Genomic DNA, 16,069 nt, shown 5'->3' with positions numbered 1-16,069 from the left:
CCTTCGTTGAGCGGAAAGCGCAATGTCAGGCACCGCGCCGTGTCTCCGGGCTCAGGCACCGCCTTCGGCAAGCGAGAACCGCAATGACAGGCGCCGCGCCGCGTCCCCAGGCTTAGTTACCGCCTTCGGCAAGGAAACGATGCAGGCGCCGCGCCCTTGCCCAGGCGGTCCAACCGCCCATGGCGACGAACCCCACCAGTCCATGCATTGCGCTGTGACGCCACCAGGGCCTCATGCCACCGACCAGAAGTAGCGCACCACGTGGAAGAAGATCGGTGCCGAGAAGATCACCGAATCCAGACGATCGATAAAGCCGCCATGCCCCTCGATCAGGTGACCCCAGTCCTTGATCCCGCGATCGCGCTTGATCGCCGACATCACCAGTCCCCCGACGAAGCCGAGCAGCGCGATCATCAGCGCCAGCAGCGCCGCCTGGCCCATGGAAAAGGGGGTCATCCAGGCCAATCCGGCCCCGACCAGGGTGGCACTGGCCACCCCGCCGAGGAAGCCTTCCAAGGTCTTGGAGGGCGATAGCCTGGGGGCGATACGCCGGCGTCCGAGCAGCTTGCCCCAGACGTACTGCAGGACATCGCTGAGCTGCACCACCACGATCAGAAAGGCGATCAGCAGCACGTTGCGCCCCTCGTAGCCGGGGATGTCCAGGCTCAACAGCGCAGGCACGTGAGAAACGCAGAAGACGCACACCATCAGCGCCCACTGGACCTCGCTGACCCGCTCGAGAAAGCCCTGACTATCCCCTCTCAGGGCCGCCACCACCGGCAACAGCAGGAACGCGTAGACCGGAATGAAGATCGAGTACATGCCGTAGTACTGGTGCCAGATGAACAGGTACTGCACCGGCAGCACCACAAAGAACACCAGCGCCAGGGCCCAGTGATCGGCCCGTCGTGACGGCACCAGGCCGATGAACTCGCGCAACGCGGAAAACGAGGCGAAGGCAAACAGCAGCACCACCCCGGTCCTGCCGCCGAGCAGGGCGATACCCATCAACAGCGTCATGATCCACCAGGAGCGGATGCGCTGGTTGAGGTTCTCGATCACTTCGTTTTCGCCCTCGGGCGAATAGCGGCGGGCCAGTACGAAGCCAACGCTACTGGCCACCAGCAAGATCCCGACGATGGCGGCGAGCAGGGTGCCGAGACCGGCGGGAATCACGATATCAGTCATTCGGCGCCCCCTCCCTGGGGCCAGATGCCTCGGTGGCGGAGCCTGGGGTGGTGGTGTCTGGGGTGCTGTTAGCTGGGGTGGTAGAGCCAGGGGTGGTAGAACCTGGATGCGTGGTGTCGGGTGGCGCGGTGTCGGGAGACACGGGGTCGCTGGGAACGCTGGCCCCGGCCGGCGCCAGCGCCTGCAGCGCTCGCTGGGCCCGGGCCAGAAAATCGGCCTTGGCCTCGCCCTCTATCCGAGCCAGCGGCTCGCCGTAGTTGAGCGTGCATAACAGCGGCAGCGGTACCACCTCGCCCTTGGGCAGCACCCGATTGAGGTTATCGATCCATACCGGCACCAGTTCTACCTCGGGATAGTCGCAGGCCAGGTGGTAGAGCCCTGGTTTGAACGGCAAAAGGCCCTTGTCATCGGTATTGCGGGTGCCCTCGGGAAACAGAATCAGCGAGTCGCCGCCGTCGAGTGCTTCACGCAACACCGCCAGGGGGTCACGCTGGCCGGGCTTGCGCTGGCGGTCGACCAGCACCCCCTTGAAGACGTCGTGGATCAGAAAGCGCCGCAACCGTGACGCCAGCCAGTAGTCGGCGCCCGCCACGGGACGGGTGCGCGCTCGCAGGCGCGGCGGCAGGGTGGTCCAGATCAGTACGAAGTCGCCATGACTCGAGTGATTGGCAAAGTACAGCCGCTGACGTGCCACCGGCGCGACCCCCGACCAGATCGGCCTGGGCGCCGTCACCAGCCGGGCCACCAGCCGGATCAGCACCCCCGTCAACGCCGCCCGCCAGGCTGTTCCTTTCATGTCTTATGCTCCCTTGCCCATGCTCGGACGTTGTTCCGCCCCGGCTGAATGACGCTCCCCGGATCCACCGCCGCCATCGGCTTGCCTTTTTCCGATCTCGCCGCACGTCCAGGCGGTCCCGTTTCCCTCTCCACGGCGCTTTTTCACGGGAGTTCAGGGGGAATTCACGGAGAGTCCAGGGGGAGCGATGGCCCCACCGAGCGACGTCGCGGGTCAGCCTGGGCGGATGCAGGCCCAGGCCCAACTGTGCCATACTTCGCCACCTTGTCGCCCGCGAAGTCGCCCGCGAACGGCGCTCGATCCCCAAGGCCTCCAAGTGAAGACCCCGCCCATGTCCCAAGGTACGCTGTTTATCGTTTCTGCCCCTTCCGGCGCCGGCAAGACCAGCCTGGTGCGTGAATTGATCGAGGGTCTCGACGGCATTCAGGTCTCGGTCTCCCACACTACCCGCCCCATGCGCCCGGGCGAGGTCGACGGCGTGAACTACCACTTCGTCGACATGGCCACCTTCGAGGCGATGATCGAGCAGGGTGACTTCTTCGAGCACGCTCGGGTCTTCGACAACTGCTACGGCACCTCGCGCAGCGCCGTGGAGACACTGCTGGCCGCCGGTCAGGACGTGATTCTGGAGATCGACTGGCAAGGCGCCCGCCAGGTTCGCGAGCAGATGCCAGAGGCTGTCTCGGTGTTCATCCTGCCGCCTTCACGGGAAGAGCTTGAACGCCGCCTGTCGAGCCGCGGCACCGACGACCATCAGGTGGTCAGCGCGCGCATGCGTGAGGCGGTCAGCGAAATGTCCCACTACAGCGAATACGACTTCCTGGTCATCAACGACGACTTCACCACCGCACTGGACGAGCTGCGCGCCCTGGTAGTGAGCCAGCGCCTGGCCACACCGCGCCTTGGACAGCGCCATGCCCCGCTGCTCGAGGCGCTTCTGTCCGACTAGAACACGCTATCAAAGGCAAGTCGCCGAGGAGCGCGGGCAACCCACGCCTCCCACGGCTCGCTTTTCGGCGCTGCAACCAGACCCCGGCGTCTTGTCACAGGCGGCGTGACTCGAGTAATCTAGCCTGTCACTTCGCAGGTGCAACCCCCGGGCGCAATCGTCGACGGGGGCAAAGTCCGTCTCGCCGACCGCGAAAGGCCAGCACCTGCCCGACACACCGTCTGTCAGATCAGGAAGGGCCCAATGGCGCGAGTTACTGTCGAAGATTGTCTGGAACACGTCGAGAACCGTTTCAAGCTGGTGATGATTTCCACCCAGCGCTCCCGGCAGCTGGCCCGTGGCTCACGCGACGCGCTGCTTCCCTGGGAAAACGACAAGCCCACGGTCATGGCTCTGCGCGAGATCGCCGAGGGCCTGATCGACCACAGCGTGCTGGACGAGCCGGTCGAGGCGCCCAGCCGCTTCCGTCCCGAGTACCAGGCCTCGCCCTCCGAGGAATGATCGTGCCGAAGGCGGCCGCGGGTCGCCCTTCGGACCTCTCATCACGCAGTCAGGGCACGCCACATGTTCACGATCGACGATCTGTCTGACCGACTCGGAGGCTATCTGCCCGCCGAGGAAATCCAGCAGGTCAGGCGTGCCTTCTATTATGCCGAACAGGCCCACGACGGCCAGCGTCGTCGCTCCGGCGAACCCTATGTGACACACCCGCTGGCGGTGGCCAACATCCTCGCCAACATGCACATGGACCATCAGAGCCTGATGGCGGCCATGCTGCACGACGTCATCGAGGATACCGGGGTCTCCAAGGATGCCCTCGCCGGGCAGTTCGGCGAAGCCGTGGCCGAACTGGTCGACGGCGTCTCGAAGCTCACCCAGATCACCTTCGAGGACAAGGCCGTCGCCCAGGCGGAAAACTTCCAGAAGATGGTCATGGCGATGTCCCGGGATATCCGGGTAATCATCGTCAAGCTGGCCGACCGGCTGCACAACATGCGTACCCTGGGCGCGCTGCGCCCGGACAAGAAGCGCCGCATCGCTCGGGAGACGCTCGAGATCTATGCCCGGGTGGCCAGCCGCCTCGGCATCAATACCATCAGGGTCGAGCTGGAGGACCTGTCGTTCCAGGCCATCCACCCGATGCGCGCCGAACGCATCAAGCGCGCCGTGGCCAGCGCCAGAGGCAACCGTCGCTCGGCCATCCGTCAGGTGCAGAATGCGCTGCAGACCCGGCTCGACGAGCACGAGCTCAAGGGCACGGTGATCGGGCGCCAGAAGCACCTGCTGTCGATCTATCGCAAGATGCGCGACCAGCGTAAGTCCTTCGCCGAAATCATGGACGTGTTCGGCTTTCGCATCATCGCCGACGACGTCGACAGCTGCTATCGCATCCTCGGCATGGTGCACAATCTCTACAAGCCGGTCCCGGGGCGCTTCAAGGACTACATCGCCATCCCCAAGGCCAACGGCTACCAGAGCCTGCATACCACCCTGTTCGGCAACAGCGGCATGCCCATCGAGGTCCAGATCCGTACCCGGGAAATGGAAGCGATGGCCAACAACGGTATCGCCGCCCACTGGCTGTACAAGGCCGGGCAGACCTCCCACCCGATCGCCGAAGGCAGCCGCGCCAGGGCCCGGGAATGGGTCAAGGGGCTGCTCGAGATGCAGCGCCATGCCGGCGATTCGCTGGAGTTCATCGAACACGTCAAGAACGACCTGTTCCCCGATGATATCTACGTGTTCACGCCGAAAGGCGACATCATGGAGCTGCCGCAGGGCGCCACCGTGATCGACTTCGCCTACGCCGTGCACACCGAGATCGGCAACACCTGCATCGCCTGTCGTATCGACCGCCATCTGGCCCCGCTGTCATCGCGCCTGGAGAGCGGCCAGACGCTGGAGATCATCACCTCTCCGGGCGGCAAGCCGAACCTCGCCTGGCTCAATTTCGTCGTTACCGCCAAGGCGCGTTCGGCCATCCGCCATGCGCTCAAGCATCAGCAGCATACCGAAGCGGTACAGCTGGGACGCCGCCTGCTGACCAAGGCGCTGGGCGAGTTTGGCGTGCATCTGGAGGACGTCGGCGAAGACGTCATGGCACGGCTGCTCAAGGAGATGGAGCTGCAGAGCGAATCCGCCCTGCTCGAAGCCATTGGCCTTGGCAATCGCATGACCCAGGTGATCGCCCGTCGTCTGGTGGAACTGCACCGTGGCGAGCGAATCTCCCATAGCGAGGCCGCCGAGGACAGCTCCAGGGTCACCATCAGCGGCGTCGAAGGCATGGTGATCAAGTTTGCCCGCTGCTGCCACCCGCTGCCGGGAGACCCGATCATCGGCCATCTGTCGGTGGGCAAAGGCATCGTGGTACACCGCTCCGAGTGCCGCAACCTGCAGGAATTGAAGAGCGACCCGGAGAAGCTGCTGACGCTCAACTGGTCGGACACCATCGACGAGGACTTCCCCGTGGCGCTGCGCCTCGAGGTCGAGAGTCGTCGCGGCCTGGTTGCCGAGCTGGCCGGCCTGATCACCGACGCCGACGCCAATATCGAGCGCATCGGCATCGAGGAGCGTGACGCCCGTCTCTCGATCGTCAATCTGACACTTTCTGTGCGTAATCGGACCCATCTGGCACGCATCATCAAACGACTGCGTAACCTTTCGCATATCGGCAAGATCTCTCGACTTGGCAATTGAGCCCCGACGCCAGGGCCGTCATCCCGATGACGGCCCTGGTGGTGGTGTTGCTATTTGCCGCTGACACGACATCAGGAGTCAACAATGAGCAACAAGGCTGTCATCAACACCGACCAGGCGCCCGCCGCCATCGGCCCCTACGCCCAGGCCATCAAGGCCGGCAACACCGTCTACATGTCTGGCCAGATTCCGCTGGACCCGGCCACCATGGAGCTGGTTTCCGACGACTTCGAGGCCCAGGCGCGCCAGGTCTTCACCAACCTCAAGGCGGTGTGTGAAGAGGCCGCAGGCTCGCTGCAGGACATCGTCAAGCTCAACCTCTACCTGGTCGACCTGGACAACTTCGCCACCGTCAACAAGGTGATGGAAGAGGTCTTCACCAAGCCGTACCCGGCGCGTGCCGCGGTCGGCGTCAAGGCCCTGCCCAAGGGCGCCCAGTTCGAAGCCGAGGCGGTGATGGTCATCGGCGACTGATGGACGGAGCCTGAGGTCAGGGTCCGAGGCGTCTGGATTTCCGGCCTCGCTCCCTGCCTGGGCAACCCGGGGATGCGACTGTTTCTTGCGCTCACGCCGCCGACTGCGCTGCGCCAACGTCTCGGCGGGCTGGCCGACCGGCTGCACGCCGAACTGGGCGGGCGCCGCATCCCCGACGACAACCTTCATCTGACGCTGGCCTTCCTCGGTGAGCAGAGCGACACCACCGCCTTGAAGCTGCGTCGCTGGGTCCAGCGCTACCCCTGTGCGCCCGGTCGGCTGACCCTCGACCACGTAGGCTACTTCCACCGGCCCGGCATCGCCTGGATCGGTCCTTCCTCTCCCCCCGACTCCCTTCTCAAGCTGCAGAGCGACCTGTCGCAACAGCTCACCCGATGGGGCCTGCCCCACCAACCGCAGCAATTTCGTCCCCATGTATCGTTACTGCGTAGTGCGATGACTCAATCAGCACAACCTTTATCAGAAGATTGTTTCTGCTGGCCTTATACTTCAATTCAACTAATACAGTCATCAATTAGTCATGAAGGCAGCCGATATACCACGCTCGCAACCAGTCGATAACTCGGTATAGGTAGCTCTGCCATCTGACCGATAGTGGCGCCCTTGAGCGTAGGCTCCGGCCAGGCACAGGAACACCACCTTTCGTACCCCCGGAGGGTCTGCCTGTTGACCGATCTACCTGGGGTTGGCCCATCGACAAGAGCTTTTCCGCTGTGCAGAAACCTCACGGCTATGCAGAAGAATGTGACCTGAATCACGAACGATGGTGGGACCCGGGACTAGCGTATTACAGCACAGCAACGTCAACGATATCCGGGCAAGACGCGACAGTGGCACGAGTGCGAATGCCGGTGTCGAAAGCCATTTGCAAAAGACAATAACGAACAGCGCTCGGGCCACCCGGATCCACGACCCGAGGACACAACAAGGATAGGGGAATCGCCATGACTACCTCACTCGCCCGCCCGCTGGCCTGCTGCCTGCTCATGGGACTCGCCTCTACCGCCACGGCAGGCCCCACCCTCGGCCTCGGCTCCACCAGCGAGGGCACCGGGGCACTGGATCTGGGCTATGACTGGACCTTCGACCTGAGTCGCTATCATCCCTCGCTGGACCTGCGCCTGGGCACCGGGGTGATCCTGTTCGAAGGCGACGACCGTAGCGCCAACCAGGCCTTCTACCTGCGTCCTGCGCTGCGCTACAGCTGGGACCACGTCTTCGTGGAAGGCGGCATCGGTGCCTCGGCCTTTATCGATACCCATATCGAGGACCGTGATCTGGGGAGCTCCTTCCAGTTCGAGGATCGTCTCGCCCTGGGTCTACGGATGGGCCCCTACGGCGATCTTTCGATCAGTGCCACCCACTACTCCAACGCCAGTATCAAGGAGCCCAACGATGGCTTCGAGCTGTATGCGCTCAACTGGCGCCTTGCCTACTGAAGCCTTGCGGGATGTGACCGACAAGGGTCAGACCCTGGCGATGCATTCGGCGCACTCGAGACACCAAAGCGAATACGCTTTTATCGGACAAGACGTGCGCTGCACTATCTTGTCATGCCATTTTTAGCGGTGACTCCCGTTCGTCCTGAACAAGACGGGGCAAGCGATCGCCCCCGCGTTGCCACTACCGCAAAAACAGTCCGCAAGAAAAAGTCGCTTAGAAAAAGCCCGCAACCTTGTTGCGGGCTTTTCTGCTACCTGGCCGGCAGTTTTCCGTTGCCGGCCTTGCGCTGTCGGACCTTTTGAAACCCTCGTCGATCCGGTGCTCGACACCGGCCTTACTCCACCACGCCGGCCTTGAGAAAACCGCCTTCCTTCAGCACCTGGGTATAGCCGTCACGGAAGGTCGGGTAACGGAAGCGATACCCGCTGTCGATCAGCAGGCTGGAGTCGCAGCGCTTGCTGGCCCTGCGACGCAGCGGTGACTGGATGGTTTCGGTACATTCCACCTTGAGCTGTTTCGCCAGCCAGGTCATTACCTCGTTGAGCGGGGCCGGCTCGGTGTCACTGGCCAGGTACAGGGGCTCGAGTGTGGCTCCCTCCAGCGCCTTGCCGATCAGATGGGCCAGCACCCCGGCGCAGTCATCGCGGTGGATACGGTTGGAGTACATTGTCGGCGACGCCGGCGCGATGCGGCCCTCGCCCACCTGGCGGATCAGGCGGTCACGCCCAGGGCCGTAGATGCCGGAGAAACGCACCACGCTGCCAGGCAGATCATGTTCGATCAACGCCTGCTCGGCCTCTCGCATCAGCACACCGGAGAAACCGGTGGGTTCTGCCGGGCTGGTCTCGTCCACCACCTCGCCGTCGCGCTGGGCGTAGACGCTGGTGGAGGACACGAAGAACACGTGGCGAGGCGCCTTGTCACGGATGGCCATGGTCGCCAGTACCGCCTTAAGGCCCTCGGGGTAGGCGGCGCGATAGGCTTCCTCCTCGAAGCGGTCGGCGCTGACCACGTAGACCAGGATGTCGGCATCGGGCAGTTCAGCCAGCGTCTCGGGGTCGGCAAGATCGACCTTGACGCCTTCGATGCCCGAATCCGCCAGGCGTTCGGGCCGGCGACGCGCGCCGATCACCCGGTGTCCACTGGCGAGCAGCTCGCGTCCCAGCGTTATGCCAATGTCGCCACAACCAACAATCAGTGTCGTTGTCTTCACCTTTACCGCGTCCCCCTGATATAAAATCCCTATGAGGCTCCGGCCCGGAGACCCGCGCGTCCAGCGTCTGGCGCCTCGATCAATACCCCGGATAGAGGATGCCGATCGGCACCATCATGACTCTAACAGAACTCCGCTATATCGTAACCTTGGCTCAGGAGCGCCACTTTGGCCGCGCCGCCGAGCGCTGTTTCGTCTCCCAGCCGACCCTCTCGGTGGCGGTGAAGAAGCTGGAAGAGGAGCTGGAGGTTGCCCTGTTCGAGCGCTCCAAGTCCACGGTACAGGTCACACCCCTCGGCGAAAAGATCGTCGAACAGGCCCAGCGCGTACTGGAGCAAAGCAGCGCCATCAAGGAACTGGCCACCGCCGGCCGGGACCAGTTGGCAAGCCCCTTGCGTATCGGTGCGATCTATACCATCGGGCCCTATCTGTTCCCGCACCTGATCCCGGAGCTGACCCGCGGCGCGCCCCAGATGCCGCTGTACATCGAGGAAGGCTTTACCGGCGGGCTGCGCCGCAAGCTCAGAAATGGCGAGCTCGACGCCATCATCGTGGCGCTGCCGTTCACCGAGACCGACGTCGTCACCAAGCCGCTCTACAAGGAAGACTTCGAGGTGCTGCTGCCAGCGGAGCATCCCTGGGCCGAGCGCGAGACCATCGCCAAGGAAGACCTTCTCGATGAACGCCTGCTGTTGCTGGGCGAAGGCCACTGCTTCCGCGACCAGATCCTCGAGGCCTGCCCGGCGATCAGCCACAAGCTCAACAGCCCCAACAATACCCTCACCGCCGAAGGCGGATCGCTCGAGACCATCCGCCATATGGTGGCCTCGGGACTCGGCATCACGGTGCTGCCACGCTCGGCCATCGGCACCAGCCACTACGAGAGCGGCATGCTGATCAGCCGCCCCTTCACGGATCCCCCCGGACGTACCGTGGCGATCGCCTGGCGCGCCAGCTTTCCCCGGCCCAAGGCCATCGATGCGGTGACCGAAGCCATCGCGCGCTGCCGCGCCGCCGAATCGGAGACTCCGTGAGCGGGCTGGCGGACCCGGTCACGACGCTCAAGGGGGTCGGCGAGGCGCTAGCCCTGAAGCTGGCCCGGCTCAAGGTGGAGCGAATCGAGGACCTGCTGTTTCACCTGCCGTTGCGCTACCAGGACCGCACCCGGATCACCCCCATCGCCACCCTGCGAGGGGGACACGAGGCGGTGGTCGAGGGTGAGGTATCCGCCGCCGACGTGGTCCGCGGTCGCCGCCGCAGCCTGCTGGTACGACTACGTGACGGCAGCGGCATCCTCAGCCTGCGCTTCTTCCACTTCTCGCCGGCGCAGCAGCAGCAGTTTCGCCCCGGCGTGCGGGTGCGCGCCTTTGGCGAGGCCCGCGCCGGCGCGACCGGTCTGGAGATCTACCACCCGGAATATCGTCTGATCGGTGGCAGTGAACCGCCGGTGGAAGACCACCTGACACCGATCTACCCCACCACCGAGGGGCTTGCCCAGGCACGTCTGCGGGCGCTGATCGACCAGGCCATGACGCTGCTCGAAGAGACCCCCGAGGCGCTGCCGGACTACCTGCCGGAAAACCTGCGTCAGCGCTTCGGCCTGGCCTCGCTGCACGATAGCCTCGCCACCCTGCACCATCCGCCCCCCGACAGCGACGTCGAGGCGCTAAGCGACGGGCATCACCCGGCCACCCGGCGATTGGCCATGGAAGAGCTGCTGGCCCACCAGTTGAGCCTGCGCGAGGTGCGCCTGCGCATTCAGTCGGACGGCGCGCCGGAGCTGCCCAGCGGTCGCAGCCTGAAGACTCGCTTTCTGGCCCAGCTGCCGTTTTCGTTGACCGGCGCCCAGCGTCGCGTGCTCGACGAGATCGGAGCCGACCTGGCCAGGCCCGCGCCAATGCTGCGTCTGGTCCAGGGCGACGTCGGTTCGGGCAAGACCGTGGTGGCGGCGATGGCGGCACTGACGGCCATCGCCGGCGGCTGCCAGGCCGCCATCATGGCCCCCACCGAACTGCTGGCCGAGCAGCACTACCGCGCCTTCCGCGACTGGTTTGCGCCGCTGGACATCGACGTGGCCTGGCTGTCGGGCAAGCTCAAGGGCAAGGCGCGCCTGGACACCAAGGCCGCCATCGCCGACGGTCGAGCGCGCATGATCGTCGGCACCCACGCCATCTTCCAGGATGATGTGGTGTTCTCTCGTCTGGGCCTGGCGATCATCGACGAACAGCACCGTTTTGGCGTGCATCAGCGTCTGGCGCTGCGCGAGAAGGGCGAACAGGGCGGGCTGACGCCCCACCAGCTGGTGATGACCGCCACCCCGATTCCTCGCACCCTGGCGATGAGCGCCTACGCCGACCTGGACGTCTCGGTGATCGATGAGCTGCCGCCCGGGCGTACCCCGGTGACCACCGCTGTGGTGCCGGACGAACGCCGGCCCGAGGTGATTCAGCGCATCCGCTCGGCCTGCGACGAGGGCCGCCAGGCCTACTGGGTCTGCACCCTGATCGAGGAGTCCGAGGCGATGACCTGCCAGGCCGCCGAGGTGACCCACGAGGAGCTGACCGAGGCTCTGCCGGGCCTGGCCGTCGGCCTGGTCCACGGGCGCATGAAGGCGGCCGAGAAGGCCGAGACGATGGCCGCCTTCAAGAGCGGCGAGCTGGACCTGCTGGTCGCCACTACGGTCATCGAGGTCGGTGTCGACGTGCCCAACGCCAGCCTGATGATCATCGAGAACCCCGAACGTCTGGGGCTATCGCAGCTGCATCAGCTGCGTGGCCGGGTGGGGCGCGGCAGTACCGAGAGCTACTGCGTGCTGCTCTACCATCCGCCGCTGTCGGAGTCCTCCAAACAGCGCCTGTCGGTCATGCGCGAGACCACCGACGGCTTCCGCATCGCCGAGCGGGACCTCGAGATTCGTGGTCCCGGAGAGGTGCTGGGCACCCGCCAGACGGGGCTGGCCCAGATGAAGATCGCCGACCTGGAGCGTGATGCCGACCTGTTGCCGCGCATCACTCCACTGGCCGATGCCCTGCTCGAGCAGGCAGCGGAGGCCAGCAGGCCACTGATCAGGCGCTGGCTGGGCGAGGAAGCCGGCCGCTATGGCCAGGTGTGAACCGGGTGTGGGCCAGGTGTGGACCGGGTATGAATCAGGTGTGCCTCACAGGTGCTTGAGCAGACGCTGCAGCCGATCAAGATCCTGGGCGTCGCCCACCAGTCGCAGCTGGCCGGCCATCATGGCATCGAGGAAGGTGCGCTGGGAGGGGCGCCGGAGTACCTTGATCGCGGTCTGACTGTCCTGGAAGCGTAGTTCCAGATCGAGATCCACCGGCAGTCCGCGCTGACTCTCGATCCCCGTGGGACGCATGCGATAGTGGCGCGCGATGGACAGATCTTCGGTGGCGATGCCCCAGTCGAGCCCGCCCCGGTCTTGCAGACGTTCGCGGAATCGCGCCTTGCGCTTGAAGGCCCGCTTGAGCATGACGCCCAGCAGCCACAGCATCAGTCTCAGGGTCATGTTGCCTCACCGGTCGACGGGTAGGCGCGGCCCGCTAACGGGCCGCGATATCGATCCACCGCCTGGAGGACAGGCGGTGGTAGTCGTCACCTCAGCGGGCGACTGCGTCCTTGAGCCCCTTGCCGGGCTTGAAGGCGACTGTCTTGCTGGCGGGAATCTTCAGCGGCTGGCCCGTCTGAGGGTTCTTGCCGGTGCGGGCGGCACGCTCGCGCACGGTGAAGGTGCCGAAGCCGATCAACGACACGTCCTGGCCGGAAGACACGCTACCGGTGATTTCGTCGAGGATGACGTTCAACACCTGGCTGGCCTTGTCCTTGGATAGATCGGCACGCTCGGCAATCGCCGCGGCGAGTTCTGGCTTGCGCATACAGCCCTCCTGGTTTGGCTTGATACTCCGGTGCCGTGACACCGGCATCATTGTTATGGAAACACTGTCCGAGTGTCCACACGGGCAGTCCCCGGCCCTGCGTCGTGACAACAGGATCGTTGACCACGACGATGGACATCATGGTGCGCTCAGCGCTTCCTGACTGTCTTTCGACTAGCGAGAGCCACCGCCGACGGGACCTTGCCTCTTCCATCGGTACGAAACCGGCGATACGACACCGGCCAGCCACACGTCGTGGCGGTCGTCCCCGATAGAATTGCCCTGCCTCGGTGGCACCTTCAACGACGGCTGTATCGCGTACAACCCGCGCCGTTGACGAACCTAGCCTAGCAACGGCGGTGCCGCCCGCGCCAGTTCGACTTTCCGACGAACGCATTTTCCCGTCAACGCAAAGCCCTGCAGACGCCCTTCGTCATCCTCGGCCAGGGCGCTGATATCCTCGCCGTCGGCCTCGATTCGCCAATGCACCTTGTCGGTCATCGGCGGCAGCGCCACCACCGGCAGCAGCGGCGTCTTGACCAGCACCGGCCAGGGGCCGTAGCGCACCTGGGTGGGACGACCGCACAGGGTCGCGGCCAGCGCCTTGGCCGAAGCCTGCAGCGGCTGCACGTACATGGCATTGACGCCATCCACCGAGGCCACATCACCCAGCGCATGAACACGAGGATCGGAGCTTTTAAGGTAGCGATCGACGACAATAGCATCACCATCTGTCGCGATACCGGCCTCTCGCGCCAGCCGAGAGCGCGGCTTCAGACCGGTGGCCACCAGCACCATATCCGCCTCCAGCTCATGGCCGTCGTCGAGGTGCACACCGATGTCACCACCGGCACCTTCGAGCCTGCTTACCAGACGGCCATGGATGACGTCGATGCCGGCCTCGATGAAGGCCTGGCTCAGGGTCTGACCCAGCCGCCGGGGCAGCAACCTGGGCAACAACGAGGGTTCAGGGCCGACCAGGCAGACGCGATGACCACCGGCGTGCAGATCGTTGGCAAATTCACAGCCGACCAGTCCGAGGCCGACGATGGCCACCCGAGCCGGGCGCCCCAGCGCCTCGAGGCCTGCCGAAAAACGCCGATAGTCGTCGAGATCATTGATCGAGAACACCCGTCCGGCCAGGGCATCGGGAATCTCGAAGGGCGCCACGGGGCTGGCACCGGTGGCAATCACCAGATCCGACCAGGGCAGGCGTTCCTGGCCCAGGCTCAGGGTGCGCGACGCCAGATCGATGGCATCGACCCTGGTGTGGGGACGTACCACCGCGCCCAGTTGATCGGCCAGTTCCAGCGCCGAGCGCGCGGCCAGCCGGTCCGCCGCCAGGCCCTTGGCGAAGCCGGTGGACAGCAGCGGTTTGGAATAGTCATCGCCTGAGTCGGCGCTGATCAGGGTGATCGGTCGGTGGGCGTCCAGCGCCCGCACCTGGCGTGCCAGGCCTATGCCCGCCATGCCGGTACCGATGATGGTCAAGGGTCCTTGCATCGCTTCCTTCGACTCTGCCGACGACCGCCGGGCGGTCGCTGTTGAAGCTGGGCCGGCCCGCACGGGGCCACACCAGCGGGTGAGTGCTGGGCCACATGGTACACTATGCGCCGACCGACCGGAGCACCGCCGTCCGGTGACGACAGCCCTGCCGAGGCCGCATGACACAGCTTCCTTCCACATTCCGCTCCTTGGAGGAGCGCTCGGGGTCCGAACCGGGTAATCCCGCGCCAGCCACAGCCTCTTCGCCGAATGCCGACGCGGCCGATATCGTCGACCCCGGCTGGGTGTCGCTGGCCTCCGGTGGCATCGCGGTGCCCGCTGACTGGCACGCCTGGCTGGCCTCGCGGGACTCCCTGACAGAACGCCTGATCGAGGCGGCAGGCGCCGGGCACTTTCGCGTACGCCTGCTGGCGGAGGCCAAGGGCCTGCCGTGGCCTGACGAGGCCCACGTGCTGGGTCTGGCCAGCGACGAGCAGGCCTGGCTGCGCGAGGTCGCCCTGTGCGTGGACGAGGAGCCCTGGGTGGTGGCGCGCAGCGTGGCACCGATCGTCGAGCGTCACGACGCTCCCTTCGAAGGCCTCGGCGAGACCTCTCTCGGCAGCTGGCTGTTTCGCCAGCCCGATCTCGAGCGCAGCGCCATTCAGATCGGCCGTAACACCAGGCCGATCCACGGCTATACCGGACTGTGGCAACGCCGCTCGGTATTTCGTCACAGCGGCTGGGTGCTGCTGGTGCAGGAGAGCTTTATGCCGACCATGGGCCGAGCGTTGTCGCTGTCGGCCTCTGCCACCGGCTGACTAGCTGTCGCTCACCGGCTGTCACCCCGCCATCGCCCTTCCGTCGCCAACTTCGGAGCGAGCCGCCTGGCTGGTCATGGCCGTCGGCTCGCGCTAGGCTGCGCCAAGGCTTCTCGGCGATGTTTCTCCGAGGAGCGACTGTTGCCCGGCTTACGCCTCATTTTCGCCTGACCTGCGCCAGAGCATGAGAGAAACCGATGGATCGTTCGCTGCTGCGTCCCCCTGGATACCTGAACCGAATTCCCGACTTTCTGGCGCTGATGCGTCTGGACCGCCCCATCGGTACCTGGCTGTTGATGTGGCCGACCCTGTGGGCGCTGTGGGTGGCCTCCGAGGGCATTCCGGCCCGTGACACCCTGCTGATCTTCGTCGCCGGCGTCTACCTGATGCGGGCGGCGGGCTGCGTGGTCAACGACTACGCCGATCGCCACTTCGATGGCCACGTCAAACGCACCAAGAACCGACCGCTGGCCACCGGCCGCATCAGTGAGCGGGAGGCCAAGGTGCTGTTCGTGTGCCTGCTGGGATCGGCCTTCGCGCTGGTCTGGCTGACCAACGGCTTTACCGTGTGGCTGTCGTTGATCGGAGCGGTGCTGGCCGCCAGCTATCCCTTCATGAAACGCTACACCCACTTCCCCCAGGTGGTGCTGGGCGCAGCCTTCTCCTGGGCCATTCCGATGGCCTTCGGCGCGGTGCTCGGCGAAGTCCCGATGGTCGCCTGGCTGCTGTTTACCGCCAACGTGCTGTGGACCGTGGCCTACGACACCGAATACGCCATGGTCGACCGCGACGACGACCTCAAGATCGGCATCAAGTCCACCGCGGTACTGTTCGGCCGCTGGGACACCCGCATCATTGCGCTATTGCAGCTGGCTACCCTGGGGCTGCTGGCCTGGGCCGGCAGCCTGCTGGCGCTGGGCGGCTTCTTCTGGCTCGGCTGGCTGGCCATGGGCGCGACCTTTGTCCACCAGCAGCGGCTGATCAAGAGCCGTGACCGCGACCGTTGCTTCCAGGCCTTTCTCAACAACCACTGGTCGGGCCTATTGCTGTTCGCCGGACTCGGACTGAGCCTCTATCCCTCCCTCGGGTGAGGGAAATGCCCGT

General features: G+C 65.1%; 16 protein-coding genes. 10 read left to right on the top strand and 6 right to left on the bottom strand.

Going from position 1 to position 16,069, the window contains the following annotated elements; translation table 11 throughout:
- Positions 1-231: 231 nt before the first annotated feature.
- Positions 232-1,188 carry a phosphatidate cytidylyltransferase gene (locus EBB56_RS12965; RefSeq protein WP_108131982.1) on the bottom strand — a complete coding sequence of 319 codons (957 nt, stop codon included), beginning with the start codon at positions 1,186-1,188 and terminating at the stop codon, positions 232-234.
- Entirely contained in the window at positions 1,181-1,984 is an 804-nt protein-coding gene (locus EBB56_RS12960) for a 1-acyl-sn-glycerol-3-phosphate acyltransferase (RefSeq protein WP_124804547.1), read from the bottom strand. Before EBB56_RS12960 ends, EBB56_RS12965 begins: the two co-directional genes overlap by 8 nt.
- Before the next feature lie 331 nt (positions 1,985-2,315).
- Here EBB56_RS12960 and gmk point away from each other — a divergent pair, with 331 nt between their 5' ends.
- From gmk to EBB56_RS12930, 6 genes are all read left to right on the top strand, one after another.
- Positions 2,316-2,933, top strand: coding sequence for a guanylate kinase (gmk, locus tag EBB56_RS12955; RefSeq protein WP_045991659.1), 618 nt, complete (start codon positions 2,316-2,318; stop codon positions 2,931-2,933).
- Between the two features lie 243 nt (positions 2,934-3,176).
- Positions 3,177-3,434, top strand: a complete 258-nt coding sequence (gene rpoZ / locus EBB56_RS12950) for a DNA-directed RNA polymerase subunit omega (RefSeq protein ID WP_045991658.1) — start codon at positions 3,177-3,179, stop codon at positions 3,432-3,434.
- Between the two features lie 63 nt (positions 3,435-3,497).
- The gene (locus EBB56_RS12945; protein WP_045991657.1) at positions 3,498-5,630 is read left to right on the top strand and encodes a bifunctional (p)ppGpp synthetase/guanosine-3',5'-bis(diphosphate) 3'-pyrophosphohydrolase; all 2,133 of its coding nucleotides are present in this window, start codon (positions 3,498-3,500) and stop codon (positions 5,628-5,630) included.
- A gap of 84 nt (positions 5,631-5,714) precedes the next feature.
- Complete coding sequence (locus EBB56_RS12940) at positions 5,715-6,104, top strand: RidA family protein (RefSeq protein WP_108131980.1); 390 nt, start codon at positions 5,715-5,717, stop codon at positions 6,102-6,104.
- A gap of 72 nt (positions 6,105-6,176) precedes the next feature.
- Positions 6,177-6,686, top strand: coding sequence for an RNA 2',3'-cyclic phosphodiesterase (gene thpR / locus EBB56_RS12935; RefSeq protein WP_124804546.1), 510 nt, complete (start codon positions 6,177-6,179; stop codon positions 6,684-6,686).
- A 383-nt stretch (positions 6,687-7,069) separates the two neighbouring features.
- The gene (locus EBB56_RS12930; RefSeq protein WP_052704262.1) at positions 7,070-7,564 is read left to right on the top strand and encodes an acyloxyacyl hydrolase; all 495 of its coding nucleotides are present in this window, start codon (positions 7,070-7,072) and stop codon (positions 7,562-7,564) included.
- Between the two features lie 338 nt (positions 7,565-7,902).
- Here the strand turns inward: EBB56_RS12930 and EBB56_RS12925 are convergent, their stop codons facing one another.
- Positions 7,903-8,781, bottom strand: a complete 879-nt coding sequence (locus tag EBB56_RS12925; RefSeq protein ID WP_124804545.1) for an SDR family oxidoreductase — start codon at positions 8,779-8,781, stop codon at positions 7,903-7,905.
- A 116-nt stretch (positions 8,782-8,897) separates the two neighbouring features.
- Between EBB56_RS12925 and EBB56_RS12920 the strand changes: the two genes are divergently transcribed.
- Together EBB56_RS12920 and recG are read left to right on the top strand one after the other, a co-directional pair.
- A complete protein-coding gene (locus EBB56_RS12920) occupies positions 8,898-9,815 on the top strand; it encodes a hydrogen peroxide-inducible genes activator (RefSeq protein WP_108132191.1) in 918 nt (305 codons plus the stop codon).
- Positions 9,812-11,893: an ATP-dependent DNA helicase RecG gene (gene recG, locus EBB56_RS12915; RefSeq protein WP_045991654.1), complete on the top strand. Its 2,082-nt coding sequence runs from the start codon at positions 9,812-9,814 to the stop codon at positions 11,891-11,893. Before EBB56_RS12920 ends, recG begins: the two co-directional genes overlap by 4 nt.
- A 45-nt stretch (positions 11,894-11,938) precedes the next feature.
- On the opposite strand, the gene EBB56_RS12910 is transcribed toward recG, so the two are convergent.
- From EBB56_RS12910 to EBB56_RS12900, 3 genes are all read right to left on the bottom strand, one after another.
- Complete coding sequence (locus EBB56_RS12910; RefSeq protein ID WP_045991653.1) at positions 11,939-12,295, bottom strand: hypothetical protein; 357 nt, start codon at positions 12,293-12,295, stop codon at positions 11,939-11,941.
- Positions 12,296-12,386: 91 nt separating this feature from the next.
- On the bottom strand, positions 12,387-12,662 hold the full coding sequence (locus EBB56_RS12905; RefSeq protein ID WP_045991652.1) for an HU family DNA-binding protein: 276 nt from the start codon (positions 12,660-12,662) through the stop codon (positions 12,387-12,389).
- A 342-nt stretch (positions 12,663-13,004) separates the two neighbouring features.
- The gene (locus EBB56_RS12900; RefSeq protein WP_124804544.1) at positions 13,005-14,165 is read right to left on the bottom strand and encodes an FAD-dependent oxidoreductase; all 1,161 of its coding nucleotides are present in this window, start codon (positions 14,163-14,165) and stop codon (positions 13,005-13,007) included.
- Positions 14,166-14,326: 161 nt separating this feature from the next.
- Here EBB56_RS12900 and EBB56_RS12895 point away from each other — a divergent pair, with 161 nt between their 5' ends.
- Positions 14,327-14,965, top strand: coding sequence for a chorismate lyase (locus EBB56_RS12895; protein WP_124804543.1), 639 nt, complete (start codon positions 14,327-14,329; stop codon positions 14,963-14,965).
- A 197-nt stretch (positions 14,966-15,162) separates the two neighbouring features.
- The gene (gene ubiA, locus EBB56_RS12890; RefSeq protein ID WP_045991650.1) at positions 15,163-16,056 is read left to right on the top strand and encodes a 4-hydroxybenzoate octaprenyltransferase; all 894 of its coding nucleotides are present in this window, start codon (positions 15,163-15,165) and stop codon (positions 16,054-16,056) included.
- The last annotated feature ends 13 nt before the right edge of the window (positions 16,057-16,069 follow it).

The sequence above is a fragment of the Halomonas sp. YLB-10 genome, assembly GCF_003856855.1.
In the GTDB taxonomy this organism is placed as follows: Bacteria; Pseudomonadota; Gammaproteobacteria; order Pseudomonadales; family Halomonadaceae; genus Halomonas; species Halomonas litopenaei.
The sequence above is the reverse complement of the archived record's forward strand: the minus strand, read 5'-3'. Positions and strand labels throughout refer to the sequence as shown.